The sequence below is a fragment of the Sphingosinicella sp. SM1-17 genome (assembly GCF_056821765.1).
This window is the reverse complement of the sequence record NZ_JBPDIO010000001.1, coordinates 2,306,332-2,322,629: the sequence shown is the minus strand read 5'-3', so window position 1 is coordinate 2,322,629 and position 16,298 is coordinate 2,306,332. Positions and strand designations below refer to the sequence as shown.

The following is a 16,298-nucleotide window of genomic DNA, read 5'->3' as shown; positions in this document are numbered from 1 at the left end:
TGGCTAGTCCTGGCGCGAGGCGAGCCGTTGCAGGCTTTCGAGGGCGCTTTGCAGCCGATCCTGGCCGGGATCCGGATCGAAGGCGGGCGGATCGGCGACCCGCGTCGGTTCGACGGCGGTCCGGCGACGCGCGAGACCCTGCTCCAGTCTCTTCATCAGCTCCGGGATCGCTTCATTTTTGCTTGACGCGATCGGTTCCGGATCGGGGACGGGCTCTACTGGCGGCTCCGCCGCGCGGGGCGGAGGCGCCGGCGGGGGCAGCGTCGCTTCAGGTTCGACCGCTATCGGCGCCGCCACTCTTGCCGCCGGCGTTGCCTCCACGAGCGGCTCGCCAAGTTCGAGACCGGCCAGAAGCGGCGGTCGGGGCGGTGCATCCGGATGGATGTCGCGCCGGCGCAGGCGCGGTGCTTCCACTTCTTCCAGCTCGCGATCCGGTCGGGTTCCAGCCGAACCGAGCCGATCCAGCCAGCGAAGGAGCAGGAAGACAAGGGCGAAAATGACGATCGCGCCCGCTGCGCCGAGCAGGAACCGGGCCTTCGGGCCGAGCGGCGGTTCGGCGGCGGGAATGAAGGAAGGGAGCCCGGTGCTTCCGACGACTGCCGAGAGCAGGTCAGCGGGAGCGGCAAAGGCAAGAAAGGCAACCGCAAGCCCGGCGAGCGCCGCCACCGGCGCATCGAGCGCGTTCCGGTCTCCGTTCCGGATAACTCCCGCGAGGGATCCAATCATGATGTCTTGCCTGTAAGCCGCTGATAGACGGGGGCATAGCGCGAAATGTTTGACGACCAGTTACGCTCGCGCTCGACGAAGCGGCGGGCCGTGTCCCGCCTTTCTTCCCAGGTCTCGCGTCGATCGAAAAGTTCGGCCAGAGCCGCCGCCAGGGCGCCGGGATCGCCGGCTGGAAAGAGCGTTCCCGTGACTCCGTCCTCGATCAGCTCGCGGTGACCGCCGACGTCCGAAGCGGCCACCAGCTTGCGCTGCGCCATCGCCTCGAGCGGCTTGAGCGGAGTCACCAGCTCGGTCAGCCGCATCGCCTTGCGCGGATAAGCGAGGATGTCGACCAGAGCATAATAAAGCTCGACTTCCTGATGAGGGACTGGACCGACGAACCGGATTCGATCGGCGACGGGCGATTGCGACGCCTGCGCCTTGAGGGCCGCTTCCATGGGTCCGCCCCCGACCAGCAGAAGCCGAGCCTTAGGCCGTCGATCGACGAGCAGCGGCATCGCGGCAATCAGGTCGTCCAGTCCCTCATAGTCGTAGAAGGAGCCGATAAAGCCCACCGTGTCGGAATCCTCCAGGCCGAGCGAGCGGGCAAAGGCCTGGTCGGCCGGCGGCGGGCTGCCGAACAGATCCATGTCGACCCCGTTCGGCGAAACGACGATCCGGTCCGGATCGATTCCGCGCCGGATCAGATCGCTGCGCAAGCCTTCGCAGATCACGGCGACGGCATCGGCCTTGCGGGCCGCATAGGTTTCGAGCAGACGCGTCAGCCGGTAGCGAGCCGACCCCTCGCGCCCGGTTCCGTTGCCGACCGCCGCATCCTCCCAGAAGGCGCGGATTTCATAGAGCAACGGCAGGCAGTGGCGGCGCGCGACCGGCAGCGCCGCAAGCGCCGTCAGGACTGGCGAATGGGCGTGGATCTGGTCCGGCCGCCATTCCCGCACCAGCCGATCGAGCCGCGCCGAAAGCGCCCTCACCTCCCGCCACTCGCCGAGCGGCGCCGGAGCCGGGGCCGGAGCGGGAGTCCGATGGAAGGTGATGCCATCGACGATTTCCGGGTCCGGGCCCTCCCGGCGATGACGAGCGCTGGTGAGGCAGGTCACCTCCCAGCCCTGAGCCAGCTGCGCCTTGACGATCGCGCGCGTCCGGAACGCGTAGCCGCTGTGCAGAGGCAGGCCATGATCGAGAACATGCAGGATCCGCATGCGCGGCTTCATGCCATGATCGACTTAACGGCCCGTCAACCGCGATCGATTAAGGCGGGACACATGACGAACAAGCTGACCCGCCGATCCACTCTGCTGCTGCTCTGGATGACGATGGCGGCGCCCGCGACGGCGCAGCGCCAAGCTCCGTTCACCGTCGTCGAAACCGGCGAAAGCTTCGGCGCGCTCGGCGATGCGGTGGCGGCGATCGGCGACGGGACGGGAACGATCCGGATCGCCCCGGGGCGGTACCGGGACTGTGCCGTCCAGGAAGCCGGCTCGATCGCCTATGTCGCCGCCACGCCGGGCCGGGCCGTGTTTGACGGCGGGATGTGCGAAGGCAAGGCGACCCTGGTCCTGCGCGGCCGATCGGCGCGGGTCGAGGGCCTGGTCTTCACCCGCATGCAAGTGCCCGACGGCAACGGCGCGGGCATCCGGATCGAGCAAGGCGATCTCGAAGTGCTGCAAAGCCTGTTCATCGACGGCCAGTGCGGGATCCTCTCGGCCGCCGACCCGAACGGGACGATCTCGATCGCTTATTCGACCTTCAGCGGCCTGGGTCGTCATCCCGACGGCGATGGCGCCCATTCGCTCTATATCGGCCATTATGGTGCGCTTCGGATCACCAACACGCGCTTCGAACGCGGCACCGGCGGCCATTACCTCAAGAGCCGAGCGCCCCGGATCGAAGTGCTCGACAGCAGCTTCGACGACAGCCGGGGATCGAACACCAACTATCTGATCGATCTTTCCCAGGGTGCTACGGGCCGGATCGCCGGCAACATGTTCGTCAACGGCACCGGCAAGGAAAATTATTCGACGCTGATCGCGATTGCGCCCGAAGGCAGGGAGAACAGCTCCGACGGTCTCGTGATCGAGGACAATGAGGCGTCAGTCGTTCCGGACTTCCGCTGGACGACGACGTTCATCGGCGACTGGAGCGGCGATCGGCTCGTCGTCCGCAACAATCGCGTCGGCCAACGGGTGACCTTGCTGGATCGGCGCTGAGCTAGCTTGCGAGGCGCGACCCGAGGCGCTCCGCCAGATATTCCAGATTGGCGATCCGCCGCATCAATCCGCTGTCCGAGATCCGGCCGATCCGGAAGAAGCGCCGCATGATCGGGAAGTCCGGATCGACGACCCGGTTCATATATTCCGGCGTGAGAAGCCCGCCATGCTCGTCGGCGACGGGGCCGAAGCGGCGCTGGATCGCATAGCTGCGCTTCCGAAGCGCGATCGGGCGCACCCGGGTCGACCACTCGCTGAAGCGATGACGCCAGGTCGGTGGTCCGGCGAAATCGTGCCCATAGGCCGACGGCAAGGCCGCCAGCGATGGATCGAGAAAGTTCAGCAGCTGCGCTTCGAAGGCTCCGGCATTCTTGAGCCGGAGCGGCAGGGTCATCGCCTCGGCAACGACCTGGTGGTCGAGAAACGGCATGAGATAAGCGCCGTAGCGCGCCTCCAGGCTGATCTCCCGTCCGAACAGCGAGCGGCAGCGAACGCGCGGATAGATTTGCTCGACCACGGCGCGCGGCAGGGCCGCTCGGTCGCCCGGGCGTTCGAGCGAGTCCAGTATCTTGTCCTCGACATTGCGAAGAAAAAGAGCTTCGTCGAAGAGGTCGGTCGTGTCGCTCCGGCTGTAGCGGGCGAAGAAAGTGCGTGCGACGGCGGCAGCGGTGAAGGGACGATCGGGAAGGAAGAAGAAGTTGCGGAAGACCTCGCCGCAGCCGCCGGAAACCGACATGGCTCCGTCGCGATGACGGGCGTTGCGAGCGGCCGCATTGCCGCCATTCTCGAACAATTCGCCATAATTGGGCAGGCCGTCATATTCCTGGAAATTGCGTTCGACCTGTTCCGGAAATTCGTCCGGCGCGATCTTCCGGGCTTCCTTGTCCACCCATTCGACGGCAAAGCCGAGCGCGGCGCCGATGTCCCTCGAAATCCGAACGTCGGGGCTGTCCGCACCGCCATAGACATAGACGTTGGGCCGGCAGCCCTCGGCGCGGAGCGCCGCCAGCACCAGCCGCGAATCGAGACCGCCCGAAAGCGGGCAAAAGACGAGATCGCCGAACATCGCGACATGATCGTGAACCACCGAAGCCAGTCTTTCCCGGTGGCGGGCGAGCCGATCCGGGAGCGGCATGCGCAAGATCCGATCCGGCAGCGGCTTCGCGAGCGAATGGAGCTGCACGCTCCCATCCGCCAGGAGTTCGAGCGCCTGGTTCGGCCCGAGGGTCTTGAGCTCGGAAAAGACGGTGTCGTTGCCGGTCGGCGTGACGTTGAAGGCGAATTCGTAGACGCCCTGCGGATCGAAGGAGAGGCGCGGCAGCGCCTCGATCGCGGCGAGCAGCGACGTCGACAGGATCCGGCGATCGGGATCGTGGAAGAGCTGAAAAGCGGCAAAGTAGTCGCCGATCAGGAAGGTCCTTCCCGACTTTCGGACGAGGAGGATGAAATGACCGCGGAATCGGTTCCAGTCCACCGCCGGCAGTTCGATCGTGCCGAGCAGCTTCTCGAGCGCCGCGCGGCCCATCAGCCCATCGAAGACGAGAGTCCCGGCGACCGCGACGAGATCATCGCCGTCGATCAGCAGGTTCTGCGGCCCGCCGATGATGTGCGGGGCATGGAGCAGCCGCCAGCCCCGAACCTCCTGCTCGGCGACGCCGCCAAAGCCGTGCCGTTCGAACTGGGCGCGTGCCGAAGCCATCGCGCGGTCGGCGAATTCGGGCTCCCGGGCACTGACGAGAAAGAGGCCGGACATGGCCGCTCTTCCTAGCCGCCGATCCTTAAGAAAAGACGGCGCTGCTTAACGGCGCATCAACCGCCCCGGTCTATTCAGCCCTGGAAAGGCGCGGCCGGAAAGAGCTTCGATGATCGACAATTTCGCGCTTGGCCTCACCCATGGCCTGATGCTGCTCGCGGCATGGCGCCTGCTGTCGCGGCCGGACCTGGACGACGAAACGGCGCCCGCCCCGCGACCGGGCGAAAAGCGCTCGGCTTCCTTCTGGAACAAGGAGCGGGACCGCGGTGCGTGACCTCGCACTCGTCGGCTTTCTTGCCGCCTTGCTGGCGCTCGGGCTGCGCCGGCCCTTCCTGTTCGTCCTCGCCTATCTCTACGTCGATACGGTTTCGCCGCAGCGGCTCTCTTATTATCTTCTGAACAGCATTCCGCTGTCGATGATCGTCGCCTGCCTGGCCTTCCTGGCGTGGCTGGTCGTCGATGCACGCAAGGGCCTCCCCTTCTCCGCCCGCCAGGGGCTGATGGTGCTCCTGCTCGGCTACGCCTTCTACACGACCGGACAGGCGGACTTTCCGGTCCAAGCGGCGGAAAAATGGGACTGGGCCTCCAAGGCGCTGGCCTTCGCCATCTTCCTGCCCCTGACCCTTCGAACCAAGCTTCGCGTCGAAGCCGCGCTCCTCTTCCTCATCCTGTCCTGTGCCGCCATCGTCATTGTCGGCGGGATCAAGACGGTCCTTTCGGGCGGAGGCTATGGCGTCCTGAACCTGATGGTCGACAATAATAGCGGCCTCTACGAGAGCAGCACGATCTCGATGATCGCCATCGGCATCATCCCGCTAATCCTCTGGCTCGCCCGCTTCGGCACCATCTTTCCGTCCGACTGGCGAGTGAAGCTGTTTGCCGGCGGCCTGATCTTCGCCTGCCTGCTGATGCCGATCGGGACCGAGGCGCGCACCGGGCTGGTCTGCATCGCCGTTCTTGCCGTGCTGATGCTTCGCGACGTCAAGCGCCGGTTCCTCTATCTTGGTGGAGCGGCGCTGCTCGGGCTCGCCGCCCTCCCTCTTCTTCCGCAATCCTTCACCGCGCGGATGTCGACCATCCAGAGCTATGAGGCGGACCAGTCGGCAAGCACGCGGCTGGCCGTCTGGGCCTGGACCTGGAACTATGTCCAGGATCGGCCGCTCGGCGGCGGCTTTGGCGCCTATCGCGGCAATCGGATCATGGTCCAGACGACGAACACGGCGTCGGCCGGCGAAGTCCAGATCATCTCCACCCAGGCGGAGGTCGATCAGGGCCGCGCCTGGCACAGTTCCTATTTCGAGATGCTCGGCGAACAGGGCTATCCCGGGCTGATCCTGTTCCTTCTGGTTCAGGTCATTTCCCTGGTCAGGCTCGAAATCCTGCGGCGCCGTTATTGGCGACGAACGGACGAGGATGCCTGGATCGCGCCGCTGGCAACCGCGCTTCAGCACTTCCAGATCATCTACCTGGTAGGGGCCCTGTTCGTGGCGGTCGCCTTCCAGCCCTTCATGCTGCTGATGATCGGAGTCCAGATCGGGCTCGACCAGTTGATCCGCCGTCGCGAGCGCGAAGCGTCGAAAGGCGCCCGAGCGTTCGGCCGACCGGCCGAGGTGCCGACCGACGCGGCAAGGGCCGTCGCATGAATGCGGCGGTCGAGCCCCGCGCGGATCTCCCCGCCCTCACCGGCGCACGAGGGATCGCGGCCTGGTTCGTCGTGCTGTACCACATCCGGGTCTCCGCCGCCGGCCAGCTTCCTCCCGAAGCCATGGCCATTCTTTCCAAGGGCTATCTGGCGGTCGACCTTTTCTTCATGCTCTCGGGATTTGTCATCTATCTCAATTATGGCGAACGGCTTCGGATCGAAGGCTGGGCATCGGTGCCGCGTTTCCTTGCCCGCCGGATCGCCCGAATCTGGCCGCTGCACATCTTCATCCTCGGCGGCGCGGCGGCCTTCGCGCTCGCGTTATGGGTCGCGGGGAAGCCCGATCCGGAGCAATTTCCCTGGGCGCAGCTTCCGCTCCATCTTCTGCTGATCCACAATTGGGGCTTCACGAGCGATCTGGCGTGGAACGATCCATCCTGGTCGATCAGCGGCGAGCTTGCCGCCTACCTGCTCTTTCCCCTGCTCGTCCTGGCGATCGACTGGCGGCGATTTCCATCCTTCGTCCTCCTGGCTGTGGCCGGTGCCTCGGCCGCCGCCCTTCACCTCCTGTTCCAGGGGGCCGGCGCGGACATACTCGATCACCAGATCGCGAGGCTCGGAATCGCCCGTGCCATCCTCGAATTCACCATCGGGATGATGCTGTGCGTGATCTGGAAGCGGGATTGCGGAGGGCCGGCAGGGCTGGCGGCGCTGGCCATCTTCTCGCTCGCCGCAACCTTGTGGATGATCGGTACCCTGGGCGAAACGGCGGCCGCCCCTGCCCTGCTCGCTTCCCTCCTCTTCCTCTTGGCGATGACCGCCGATCGGAAGCTGAACCCGCTGGCCTCACGACCGATCCACTATCTGGGCGAGATCAGCTATTCGACCTATCTGGTCCATTTTCTCGGCTTCGTCGCCTTCAAGATCCTGTTCGTCGAGCGAGCCGGCCAAGTCTCCTTCGGCTTGCTGGGGCTTTTCCTGGCGCTCACCCTGGCCGCGTCGGTCCTGCTCTACCATCTGATCGAGCGCCCGGCCCAGCGGGGGCTGAACCGCGCCTTCGACGGCTGGATCGAGAAAGCGGCGGCTGCCCGCGCGGGCGCTACCGCCTGACGGAGGCTGGAACGAAGTGGCCGGGCAAGCGCTTTAGAGCCGCTCCATGGCCGCTCAGCTTTCGCTCCGATATGTCGACGACAGCCAACCGGGGATCACGCGCAGGCGGCGGGGACGCTATTGGCAATATTTCAACCCCGACGGCAGCCGAGTCACCGACCGGGAGGAAATCGATCGGCTGAACTCGATCGGAATGCCGCCGGCCTACGAGAAATGCTGGTTCTGTCCCGACCCGCGCGGCCATATCCAGGCGGTCGGCTGGGACGCTCGCGGCCGCAAGCAATATCGCTATCACCCCGATTTCCGGGCGCAGCAGGAAACGCTCAAATATGAGCGGCTGGCGGATTTCGGACGCAAGCTCCCGAAGCTTCGCCGCCGGATCGCAAAGGACCTGAGCGGCCGATCGCTCCGCCGCGATACCGTTCTCGGTGCCGTCGTCCGGCTGATCGACGAAACCCGGATGCGCATCGGCAATGAGGAATATGCGAAGGACAACAAGAGCTTCGGGGCAACCACCCTGCGCAACCGTCACGCGAAGGTCGAACGCGGCCAGCTGAAGATCAGCTATGCCGGCAAGCACGGCATCAAGCGAACGGTGACGATCACCGATCGGCACCTGGTCCGGATCGCGAGGCGCACCCAGGACCTGCCGGGGCAGCATCTGTTCGAATATGTCGACGAGGATGGCGAAGTGTGTCCGGTGACCTCGTCGGACGTCAACGATTATATCCGCGAAACGATGGGCGACGAGTTCACGGCCAAGGATTTCCGGACCTGGGGCGCCAGTGTCATCGCCTTCGAGGAGATGGTCCGGCGAGGCGAAGAAGAAGGCCGGATCCGGCTGAAGAACGTCATCGCCCCCGTGGCCGAAGCACTGGGCAACACGCCGGCGATCAGTCGCAAGTCCTATGTCCACCCGGCGCTCATCGAGGCAGCAAAGGATGCCGGAGCGATCGGCGGGCGGAGCCTTCCGAAGGCGACGAAATATCTGAGTTCGGCAGAGCGCGGCCTGATCGAGTTTCTCGACGCGCTGCCTTGCGAGGCCCGCCGTCTGGTCCGCGGCAAGTCCTCCCGCTAAAGCTGCCGGATGATCGATAGCGAAGTGTCTCGAAGCGTTGCCGTGCGCTGGCAGGAAGTGATCGACTGGGCCGGAAGGAACAGCCTGGACATCGCTCTTGCCGTCGGCGCGGGGATCCTGATTGCCGGGCTGCTCTACCTCCTCCGCCGGGTGGGACACCGGCTGATCAGGGACCGCGATTCGACGGTGAGCTGGCGACTGATCTTCGGCCGCGCACTGGCGAGAACCAACAATTTCTTCATCATCATGACGACGATCCAGCTCGTCCTGAGTCAAGCGAACGCCCCGTCGGCACTGCAGCGGCTGGCCGACATATTGTTCACCGTAGCTGCGGCCTTCCAGGCCGCCGTCTGGGCCCGCGAGTTGATCCTCGGCTTCATCGAACATCGGGTCGGCGAGGACGACACCAATCGGACCCTGGGCTCGGCGATCGGAATCATCCGGCTGCTGGTGACGGTCGCCCTGTTCGCGATCGCGATCATCCTGATCCTCGACAATCTCGGCGTGAACGTCACCGGTCTCGTCGCCGGACTGGGCATCGGCGGAATCGCGATCGGCCTCGCCGCTCAAGGTATCTTCTCGGATCTGTTCGCGGCGCTTTCGATCATCTTCGACAAGCCCTTTCGCAAGGGCGACACGATCAGCTTCGGAAGTCCGCCCATGACCGGAACCGTGGAGCATATCGGACTGAAGAGCACCCGGATCCGAGCCCTCAATGGCGAGGAAGTGGTGATGGCCAACACCAAGCTGCTCGAGCAGCAGCTGCAGAACTGGGCCCTGCTTCGGGAAAGGCGGGCCGTGATGCCGTTCGGCGTCATCTATCAGACGCCGCCGGACATGCTCGCCCGGATTCCGCTGGAGATAAAGGAGATCGTGGAAAGCCAGCCACTTGCGCGCTTCGATCGCTGTCATGCCTTCCAGTTCGCCGCGTCGTCGATCGACTTCGAGCTCGTCTTCTATGTCGAGAGCAGCGACTATACCCAGTTCATGGCCACCCGGCAGGCGGTCATCCTCGGCATGATGCGGCGATTTGCCGAGCTGGACGTGGACTTCGCCTATCCGACCCAGATGGGTTTTCTCGGCGGCCTCGACGGCAAGCCCGTCGATCCCCGCGACATTCCGACCCATCTCGCGCCAGCGCCCTGATCCGGGCGCTGACGCTAGAGGCCGACATCCTCCAGGCTGAGCAAAGTGGCATTGCCTCCGGAACTTGTCGTGTCGGTGCTTGTCACCCGCTCGGCGCAGAATCGCGGCAGATAGTGAGGACCGCCCGCCTTCGGCCCCGTCCCTGAAAGGCCTTCGCCGCCGAACGGCTGCGACCCGACGATGGCGCCGATCATCGACCGGTTGACGTAGAGATTGCCGACCGTCGCGGACTGCTCCACCGTTTCAGCCGCCCGGGCAATCCGGCTGTGCAGGCCCATGGTGAGCCCGAAGCCGCTGGCATTCACCCGACGAACGGTTTCGCCGAGCTCTCCCGCCTTCCAGGTGGTGACGTGCAGCAGCGGACCGAACCATTCCTTCCTGAGATCCTCGATCGCGGCCAGCGAGATGAGCGTCGGCGGCACGTAAAGGCCATCTTCCGGCGCCGGCACCGTCTTCAGCCAGCGATTCTGAACGGACGCGCGATAGCCCATCAAACGGTCATAGGCGCCGCGGTCGATGACCGGCCCGACGTCGGTGCGCGGCTCCGCCGGATTGCCGACGACGAGCGTGTCCATCGCGCCGCTGAGCATCTCCAGCGTATGTTCGGCGACATCCTCCTGGAGGACGAGCAGCCGAAGGGCTGAGCAGCGCTGGCCCGCGGAGCGGAAAGAGGAGGTGATCACGTCCTGCACCACCTGTTCGGGCAAGGCGGTGGAATCGACGATCATCGCATTGATTCCGCCGGTTTCGGCGATCAGCGGGATGAGCGGCCGATCGTCGTCCGCGACGAGGGTACGGGCGATCCGCTTGGCGGTGGCCGTCGATCCGGTAAAGGCAATTCCGGCGATCCGCGGATCTTCCACGAGCGCGGCGCCCATGTCCGGTCCGCCGGCCGCCAGAACCAGCGCGTCCTCCGGAATGCCGGCGCCGTGGGCAAGGCCCACCGCATAAGCGGCGATGTCCGGAGTCTGCGGCGCCGGCTTGGCGACCACGGTGTTGCCGGTGACGAGCGCGGCCGTCACCTGCCCCAGGAAGATGGCGAGCGGGAAATTCCAGGGCGCGATGCACACCCAGACTCCCCGGCCCTCCATGCGCAGCAGGTTGCGCTCCCCCGTCGGACCCGGAAGCTCGATCGGCTGGAGTCCGCTGCGCGCCTGAGCCGCATAGTAACGGCAGAAGTCGACGGCTTCGCGGACCTCGGCGAGCGCGTCGGGGATCGTCTTCTTGGCTTCCTGAACCGCGATCTTCATCAGCGTGTCGCGCTCGCGCTCGAGCAGCGCGGCAAGCCGATCGAGACAGGCGGCGCGATCCTCGATGCTCCGTCCCGACCAGGCGGGAAAGCCCGCCAGAGCCCGACCGACCGCCCGGCCCGCCTCCGTCCGGCACTGGTCGGAATGCTCTCCAGCCGAGGTGACGGCCGGCTGCCACTCCATCGGTCCGGCGACGATCTTCGCCACCCGCCCGAGCTCCGAGCGATCGTTGAGGTCGATGCCCTGACTGTTCTTGCGCTCCGGGGCGAACAGATCCTCGGGCAGCGCGATCGAAGGGTGCCGAGTTCCGCCTACCGCGGCAATCTTCGCCACCGGATCGGCAAGCAGATCGTCGTCGCTGAGATTCTCGTCGGCAAGCTGGTGGACGAAGCTCGAATTGGCGCCGTTCTCGAGAAGCCGACGAACGAGATAGGCGAGAAGGTCGCGATGGCCGCCAACGGGCGCATAGATCCGAGTGTGGTAGCCCTGATCCCGGACCAGCGGTTCGTAGAGGCCCTCGCCCATTCCGTGCAGCCGCTGGAATTCGAAATCGCGGCTTTCACCGGCCCATTCCAGAACCGTCGCGACGGTCAACGCATTGTGGGTCGCAAAGGCGGGGTAGATATTCTTCGCCTGAAGCATGTCGCGGGCACAGGCGAGATAGGACACGTCGGTGGCCGACTTCCTGGTGAACAAGGGATAATCCGGCAGCCCCTGTTCCTGAGTGCGCTTGATCTCCGTGTCCCAATAGGCACCCTTGACGAGCCGGGCGGCGATCCGGCGCTTCGTCTTCGCTCCAAGAGCGTCGGCCCAGGCAATGGTCGGGCGAGCGCGCTTGCCATAGGCCTGGATGGCCATTCCGAGCCCGTCCCATCCCTTCAGGGAGGGCAAGCCTGCGACCGCCTCGATGATGTCGAGGCTCATTTCCAGACGCTCCGTCTCCTCGGCATCGATGGTGAAGGGAATGTCGTATCCCGCGGCAAGAACGGCGAGCGCCTCGACCTTTTCGATCAGTTCGGGAACGCAGCGGTCATATTGAGCCACTTCATAGCGCGGATGGAGCGCCGAGAGCTTGACCGAGATGGAATGCCCCTCCTGAGCGACACGGCCAACGGCATGAATCGCGCCTTCATAGGCTTCGAAGTAACGCTGCGCGTCGGGAAAGGTCCGGGCGGCTTCGCCCAGCATGTCGAAGCTGGCCGTGAAGCCCTTATTCTCGCGCTTACGCATCCGCTCGATCGCTTCGCCGATCGTCCGGCCCATGACGAAGATCTCGCCCATCATCCGCATGGCCGCGCCTACGCCCTGGCGAACGAAGGGCTCGCCGGTCCGGGCGATCAGCTTCTTCAGAACGCTGGCCTGTTCGCTGTCGCTGGTCAAAGCGCGTCCGATCACCAGTCCCCAGGTGGCGCTGTTGACGAGTGCCGAGTTGGACCTGCCCTTGTGCGAGCGCCAGTCGCCTTCGCCGAGCTTGTCGGCGATCAGCTGGTCGGCGGTTTCGGGATCGGGCACCCGCAGGAAGGCCTCGGCCAGCGACAGAAGGGCCACGCCCTCCTGGGTGTTCAGCCGATATTCCTGGAGGAACTGGTTCACCCAGCCTCGCGACTGGGCGGAGCGAAGCTCCTTGATCATGTTCCTGGCGCGCTGCTCCACTCGCCGGCGCGAATCGACGTCGAGCGCGGCGTCGCGAAGCAGCGGCTTCAAAACCTCGGGTTCGGGGGCGCGGAAGAGTCGCCGAATTTCAGTACGCGCGGTTGCCGTAGCGTCCGCCATAATCCTGTCCTCGTGGGGCTTGAGTCTCGTGTCGCGCTGCCTCTAGACGTCAAGAATGCCCATCGCCAGCATCGAAGAGATCCAATCCAAGGTCGGAAGCGAAGTCGGCGTTTCCGACTGGATCCTGGTCGATCAGCCGGCGATCGACACCTTCGCAGACGTCACCCAGGACCATCAGTTCATCCATGTCGATCCGGAAGCCGCCGCCACGACTCCGTTCGGCGGCACCGTCGCCCACGGCTTCCTCACCCTTTCGCTGCTGAGCCGGATGGCGGCGGACGCCATGCTCCGGCCGGAGCATGTCAGGATGGGCGTCAATTACGGGTTCGACAAAGTGCGCTTCATGGCCCCGGTTCGCTCCGGCAGGCGAGTGCGCGGCCGCTTCCGGCTTGAGCGGTTCGAGGAGAAACGACCAGGCCAGTGGCAGTTCGTCCACAAGGTCACGGTCGAAATCGAGGGTGAGGACAAGCCGGCACTGATCGCCGACTGGATCGGCCTGATCTTCGTATGAGCCGGCTCGCGCCCCTTGAACGGCCCTGGCCCGATTGGTTTGCCGAGGCGATGGAACGGACGATGCCGCCCGGAATGGAGCCGCTGGCCTTGTTCCGGACGATCGCGCGATCGGAACGCGCCTGGCGCAAGTTCGCTTCGGCCTCGCTGCTCGATCGTGGACCGATCGGGTTGCGCGAACGCGAGATCGTCATTCTGCGCACCTGCGCCCGTTGCGGCTGCGACTACGAATGGGGCGTGCATGCGAAGCTGTTCGCCGGTCGTGCCGGCCTTTCCACGCAACAGCTCCAGGCAACGGCCGAGTTGCCGATCGATCCCGACCTCTGGCCGAGTACCGATCGCGTGCTCCTGGAAACGGTCGATCGCCTGATCCTCGACAAGCGCCTGAGCGACCCCGATTTCGACCGGCTTAAAGACGTCTTCAGCGAGGAGCAGATGCTTGAGATCGTCCAGCTCGTCGCCTTCTACCAGGGCGTCGCGTTGATCTGCGGCACTTTCGATCTTGCGCCGGAACCCGGCATGCCCAACTTGCCTTCGACAGGAGAATGAACATGGCCAACCGCGAAGCCGTCATCGTTTCCACCGCCCGAACGCCGATCGGCAAGGCGTATCGCGGTGCCTTCAATGCGACGCCGTCGCCGACGCTGGCCAGTCACGCCATCAAGGCGGCGGTAGAGCGGGCGAAGATCGATCCCGCCGAAGTTGACGACGTCATCATGGGCGCCGCACTCCAGCAGGGCGTGCAGACGACGATCGGACGTACCGCTGCGCTGCGTTCCGGCCTTCCCGTCACCGTTTCGGGGATGTCGATCGACCGCCAGTGCGCTTCCGGCCTGATGGCGATCGCCACCGCCGCCAAGCAGATCATCGTCGATCGGATGGACGTGATGGTCGCTGGCGGGGTGGAGAGCATCAGTCTCGTCCAGACCCCGGAGATGCGGCTCGGGCCGGACCCCGAACTGCTTTCGATGCACAACGGCATCTACATGCCGATGATCGGCACGGCCGAGGTGGTCGGCAAGCGCTACAGCGTCAGCCGCGAGCGGCAGGACGAATATGCGCTGCGTTCGCAGCAGCGTACCGCCGCCGCCCAGGCCTCCGGCCGGTTCGACGACGAGATCGTGCCGGTGACCGCGAAAATGGCGGTCAAGAACAAGGAGACTGGCGAGACCTCCATGCAGGAGGTCACGATCACCAAGGACGAAGGCAATCGACCCGACACGACACTGGAAGGATTGCGTTCGCTCCAGCCGGTGATGGGCCCGGAGGCGATGATCACGGCCGGCAATGCCAGCCAGCTGTCCGACGGCGCCTCCGCCTGCGTGCTGATGGAGGCAAGCCTTGCCGCCGAGCGCGGCCTTCAGCCGCTCGGCCGCTATCTCGGGATGGCCGTGGCCGGCACCGAGCCGGACGAAATGGGAATAGGCCCCGTCTTCGCGGTTCCGAAACTGCTCAAGCGCTTCGGCCTGACGGTCGACGACATCGACCTTTGGGAACTGAACGAAGCCTTCGCCGTCCAGGTGCTTTATTGCCAGGACCAGCTCGGAATCCCGGACGACAAGCTCAACGTCAATGGCGGCGCCATTTCGATCGGCCACCCTTATGGCATGTCGGGCGCTCGCCTGACCGGCCATGTCCTGCTCGAGGGGCGCCGCCGGGGCGCCCGATATGTCGTGGTGACGATGTGCGTCGGCGGCGGAATGGGTGCGGCCGGGCTGTTCGAGGTCCTCTAGCGCATCGCTATGGCGAAGGGCTCGCCCTCGCTGATCAGGAGGCTTCGTACCGACGTCCATGCCATGTGGCTGGCCGCGCGCGATCCGAGGACGCCCTGGCATGCCCGAGCCTTCGGGCTGCTGGTGGCGGCCTATGCGCTTTCGCCGATCGACCTGGTCCCGGATTTCATTCCGGTGCTCGGGCTCGTGGACGACGCGCTTCTGATTCCGGCCGGCCTTTGGCTGTTCCTGAAGATGCTCCCGCCCGGGCTGTTCGAGGAGCATCGGGCGACGGCGGCCGCTGCGGCCGAGCGGCCGCGAAGCCTCGCCGGACTGCTGATCGTGCTCTCGATCTGGGTCGCGGCCGCCTTGCTGGCGCTTTCCCTGCTGAACTGGACCTATGACTAGACGCGCGCTCGGAAGGGCGTGAAATCGGTCTGCTCGTCGAAGACGTCGATCCCTTCCTTCCGCTTGAGCCAGCCGACCACGGCATAGGTGACCGGGGTCAGCAAGGCTTCCCAGGCCACCTTCAACGCCCATTGGGTAAGAAGCACCTTGATCAGGAGGCTGTCGCTCCAGGCACCGTAGAAGGCGAGCGGATAGAAGATCAGGCTGTCGACCCCCTGCCCCGCCACCGTCGATCCGATGGTTCTCGTCCACAGATGGCGGCCGCGGGTCCATATCTTCATCTTGGCGAGCACGTAGGAATTGACGAACTCCCCGGCCCAGAAGGCGATCATCGACGCCAGGACGATCCGCGGCACCTGGCCGAACACCTGCTCGTAGGCCGCCTGACCGGTCCAGTCCGCCGCCGGCGGAAGCGCAACCACGACCCAGGACATGAACGCCATGAACAGCAGCGCGCCGAACCCCGCCCAGATACAGCGCCGGGCCCGCGCATAGCCGTAAACCTCGGTCAGGATGTCCCCGATCACGTAGGAGACGGGAAAGAAGAGGATGCCCGCGCCGAACGGCCAGGTGCCGAAGCCCGGAACGTCGACGACCGCGACCTTGCCGGCACCGAGGACATTGGAAAGCAGGAGAATGGTGACGAACGCCGCCATGACGAAGTCGAAGAAGCGAAGCCGCCGCTGCGCCAGCGCCCCCGCCTCCACCGCTTCGACATTCGTCCCCACGAGGTTCATCTAGCGCCCTTGTCGCCAATGCCAAAGCGGCAAGCTGAGATCCGGGCTTTCCCAGAGTGGATCAATCAGCAGCCTTCGACAGGCAATTTCGGATCCTGCTTCACTCTGGGCCTTCCTGTGAAGCGGTTTCCTGCTATCATTCCGGCGCCAACATTCGCGGCAAGGGGGTTTTGCCATGAAGCCGACGCGTAAGCTTAACCGACGCTCCTTTCTCGGCACGGTGGCCGGCAGCATTGCGGCAGCGGG

General features: G+C 65.3%; 15 protein-coding genes. 10 read left to right on the top strand and 5 right to left on the bottom strand.

Features of this window, described 5'->3' with window-relative positions:
* Nucleotides 1-3: 3 nt before the first annotated feature.
* Complete coding sequence (locus ACRYLT_RS11545) at nt 4-726, bottom strand: hypothetical protein (protein WP_482664244.1); 723 nt, start codon at nt 724-726, stop codon at nt 4-6.
* Complete coding sequence (locus ACRYLT_RS11540; RefSeq protein ID WP_482664243.1) at nt 723-1,925, bottom strand: TIGR04063 family PEP-CTERM/XrtA system glycosyltransferase; 1,203 nt, start codon at nt 1,923-1,925, stop codon at nt 723-725. Before ACRYLT_RS11540 ends, ACRYLT_RS11545 begins: the two co-directional genes overlap by 4 nt.
* A 63-nt stretch (nt 1,926-1,988) precedes the next feature.
* Between ACRYLT_RS11540 and ACRYLT_RS11535 the strand changes: the two genes are divergently transcribed.
* The gene (locus ACRYLT_RS11535) at nt 1,989-2,933 is read left to right on the top strand and encodes a right-handed parallel beta-helix repeat-containing protein (protein WP_482664242.1); all 945 of its coding nucleotides are present in this window, start codon (nt 1,989-1,991) and stop codon (nt 2,931-2,933) included.
* Nucleotide 2,934: 1 nt separating this feature from the next.
* On the opposite strand, the gene ACRYLT_RS11530 is transcribed toward ACRYLT_RS11535, so the two are convergent.
* Nucleotides 2,935-4,686 (bottom strand): asparagine synthetase B family protein, encoded by a 1,752-nt coding sequence (locus tag ACRYLT_RS11530; RefSeq protein ID WP_482664241.1) that lies wholly within the window; start codon nt 4,684-4,686, stop codon nt 2,935-2,937.
* A 109-nt stretch (nt 4,687-4,795) separates the two neighbouring features.
* Here ACRYLT_RS11530 and ACRYLT_RS11525 point away from each other — a divergent pair, with 109 nt between their 5' ends.
* Genes ACRYLT_RS11525 through ACRYLT_RS11505 form a run of 5 tightly spaced genes read left to right on the top strand, consistent with a single transcriptional unit; the run spans nt 4,796 to nt 9,662 of the window.
* A complete protein-coding gene (locus ACRYLT_RS11525; protein ID WP_482664240.1) occupies nt 4,796-4,960 on the top strand; it encodes a hypothetical protein in 165 nt (54 codons plus the stop codon).
* Complete coding sequence (locus ACRYLT_RS11520; protein ID WP_482664239.1) at nt 4,953-6,329, top strand: DUF5935 domain-containing protein; 1,377 nt, start codon at nt 4,953-4,955, stop codon at nt 6,327-6,329. Before ACRYLT_RS11525 ends, ACRYLT_RS11520 begins: the two co-directional genes overlap by 8 nt.
* The gene (locus tag ACRYLT_RS11515) at nt 6,326-7,438 is read left to right on the top strand and encodes an acyltransferase family protein (RefSeq protein WP_482664238.1); all 1,113 of its coding nucleotides are present in this window, start codon (nt 6,326-6,328) and stop codon (nt 7,436-7,438) included. Before ACRYLT_RS11520 ends, ACRYLT_RS11515 begins: the two co-directional genes overlap by 4 nt.
* Nucleotides 7,439-7,484: 46 nt before the next feature.
* Complete coding sequence (locus ACRYLT_RS11510; protein WP_482664237.1) at nt 7,485-8,516, top strand: DNA topoisomerase IB; 1,032 nt, start codon at nt 7,485-7,487, stop codon at nt 8,514-8,516.
* A 9-nt stretch (nt 8,517-8,525) separates the two neighbouring features.
* A complete protein-coding gene (locus tag ACRYLT_RS11505; RefSeq protein WP_482664236.1) occupies nt 8,526-9,662 on the top strand; it encodes a mechanosensitive ion channel family protein in 1,137 nt (378 codons plus the stop codon).
* Nucleotides 9,663-9,676: 14 nt separating this feature from the next.
* Here the strand turns inward: ACRYLT_RS11505 and putA are convergent, their stop codons facing one another.
* Nucleotides 9,677-12,685, bottom strand: coding sequence for a bifunctional proline dehydrogenase/L-glutamate gamma-semialdehyde dehydrogenase PutA (putA, locus tag ACRYLT_RS11500; RefSeq protein ID WP_482664235.1), 3,009 nt, complete (start codon nt 12,683-12,685; stop codon nt 9,677-9,679).
* Between the two features lie 55 nt (nt 12,686-12,740).
* On the opposite strand from putA, the gene ACRYLT_RS11495 reads away from it, so the two are divergent.
* From ACRYLT_RS11495 to ACRYLT_RS11480, 4 genes are read left to right on the top strand one after another with little or no spacing between them, the layout of a single operon-like run.
* The gene (locus ACRYLT_RS11495) at nt 12,741-13,196 is read left to right on the top strand and encodes a MaoC family dehydratase (protein ID WP_482664234.1); all 456 of its coding nucleotides are present in this window, start codon (nt 12,741-12,743) and stop codon (nt 13,194-13,196) included.
* Entirely contained in the window at nt 13,193-13,744 is a 552-nt protein-coding gene (locus ACRYLT_RS11490) for a carboxymuconolactone decarboxylase family protein (RefSeq protein WP_482664233.1), read from the top strand. The genes ACRYLT_RS11495 and ACRYLT_RS11490 overlap by 4 nt, the downstream gene beginning before the upstream one ends.
* Nucleotides 13,745-13,746: 2 nt before the next feature.
* Nucleotides 13,747-14,928 (top strand): acetyl-CoA C-acyltransferase, encoded by a 1,182-nt coding sequence (locus ACRYLT_RS11485; RefSeq protein ID WP_482664232.1) that lies wholly within the window; start codon nt 13,747-13,749, stop codon nt 14,926-14,928.
* A gap of 9 nt (nt 14,929-14,937) precedes the next feature.
* Nucleotides 14,938-15,315: a YkvA family protein gene (locus ACRYLT_RS11480; protein WP_482664231.1), complete on the top strand. Its 378-nt coding sequence runs from the start codon at nt 14,938-14,940 to the stop codon at nt 15,313-15,315.
* Here ACRYLT_RS11480 and ACRYLT_RS11475 read toward each other — a convergent pair.
* Nucleotides 15,312-16,052 (bottom strand): queuosine precursor transporter, encoded by a 741-nt coding sequence (locus ACRYLT_RS11475; RefSeq protein WP_482664230.1) that lies wholly within the window; start codon nt 16,050-16,052, stop codon nt 15,312-15,314. The genes ACRYLT_RS11480 and ACRYLT_RS11475 overlap by 4 nt on opposite strands.
* Between the last annotated feature and the right edge of the window lie 246 nt (nt 16,053-16,298).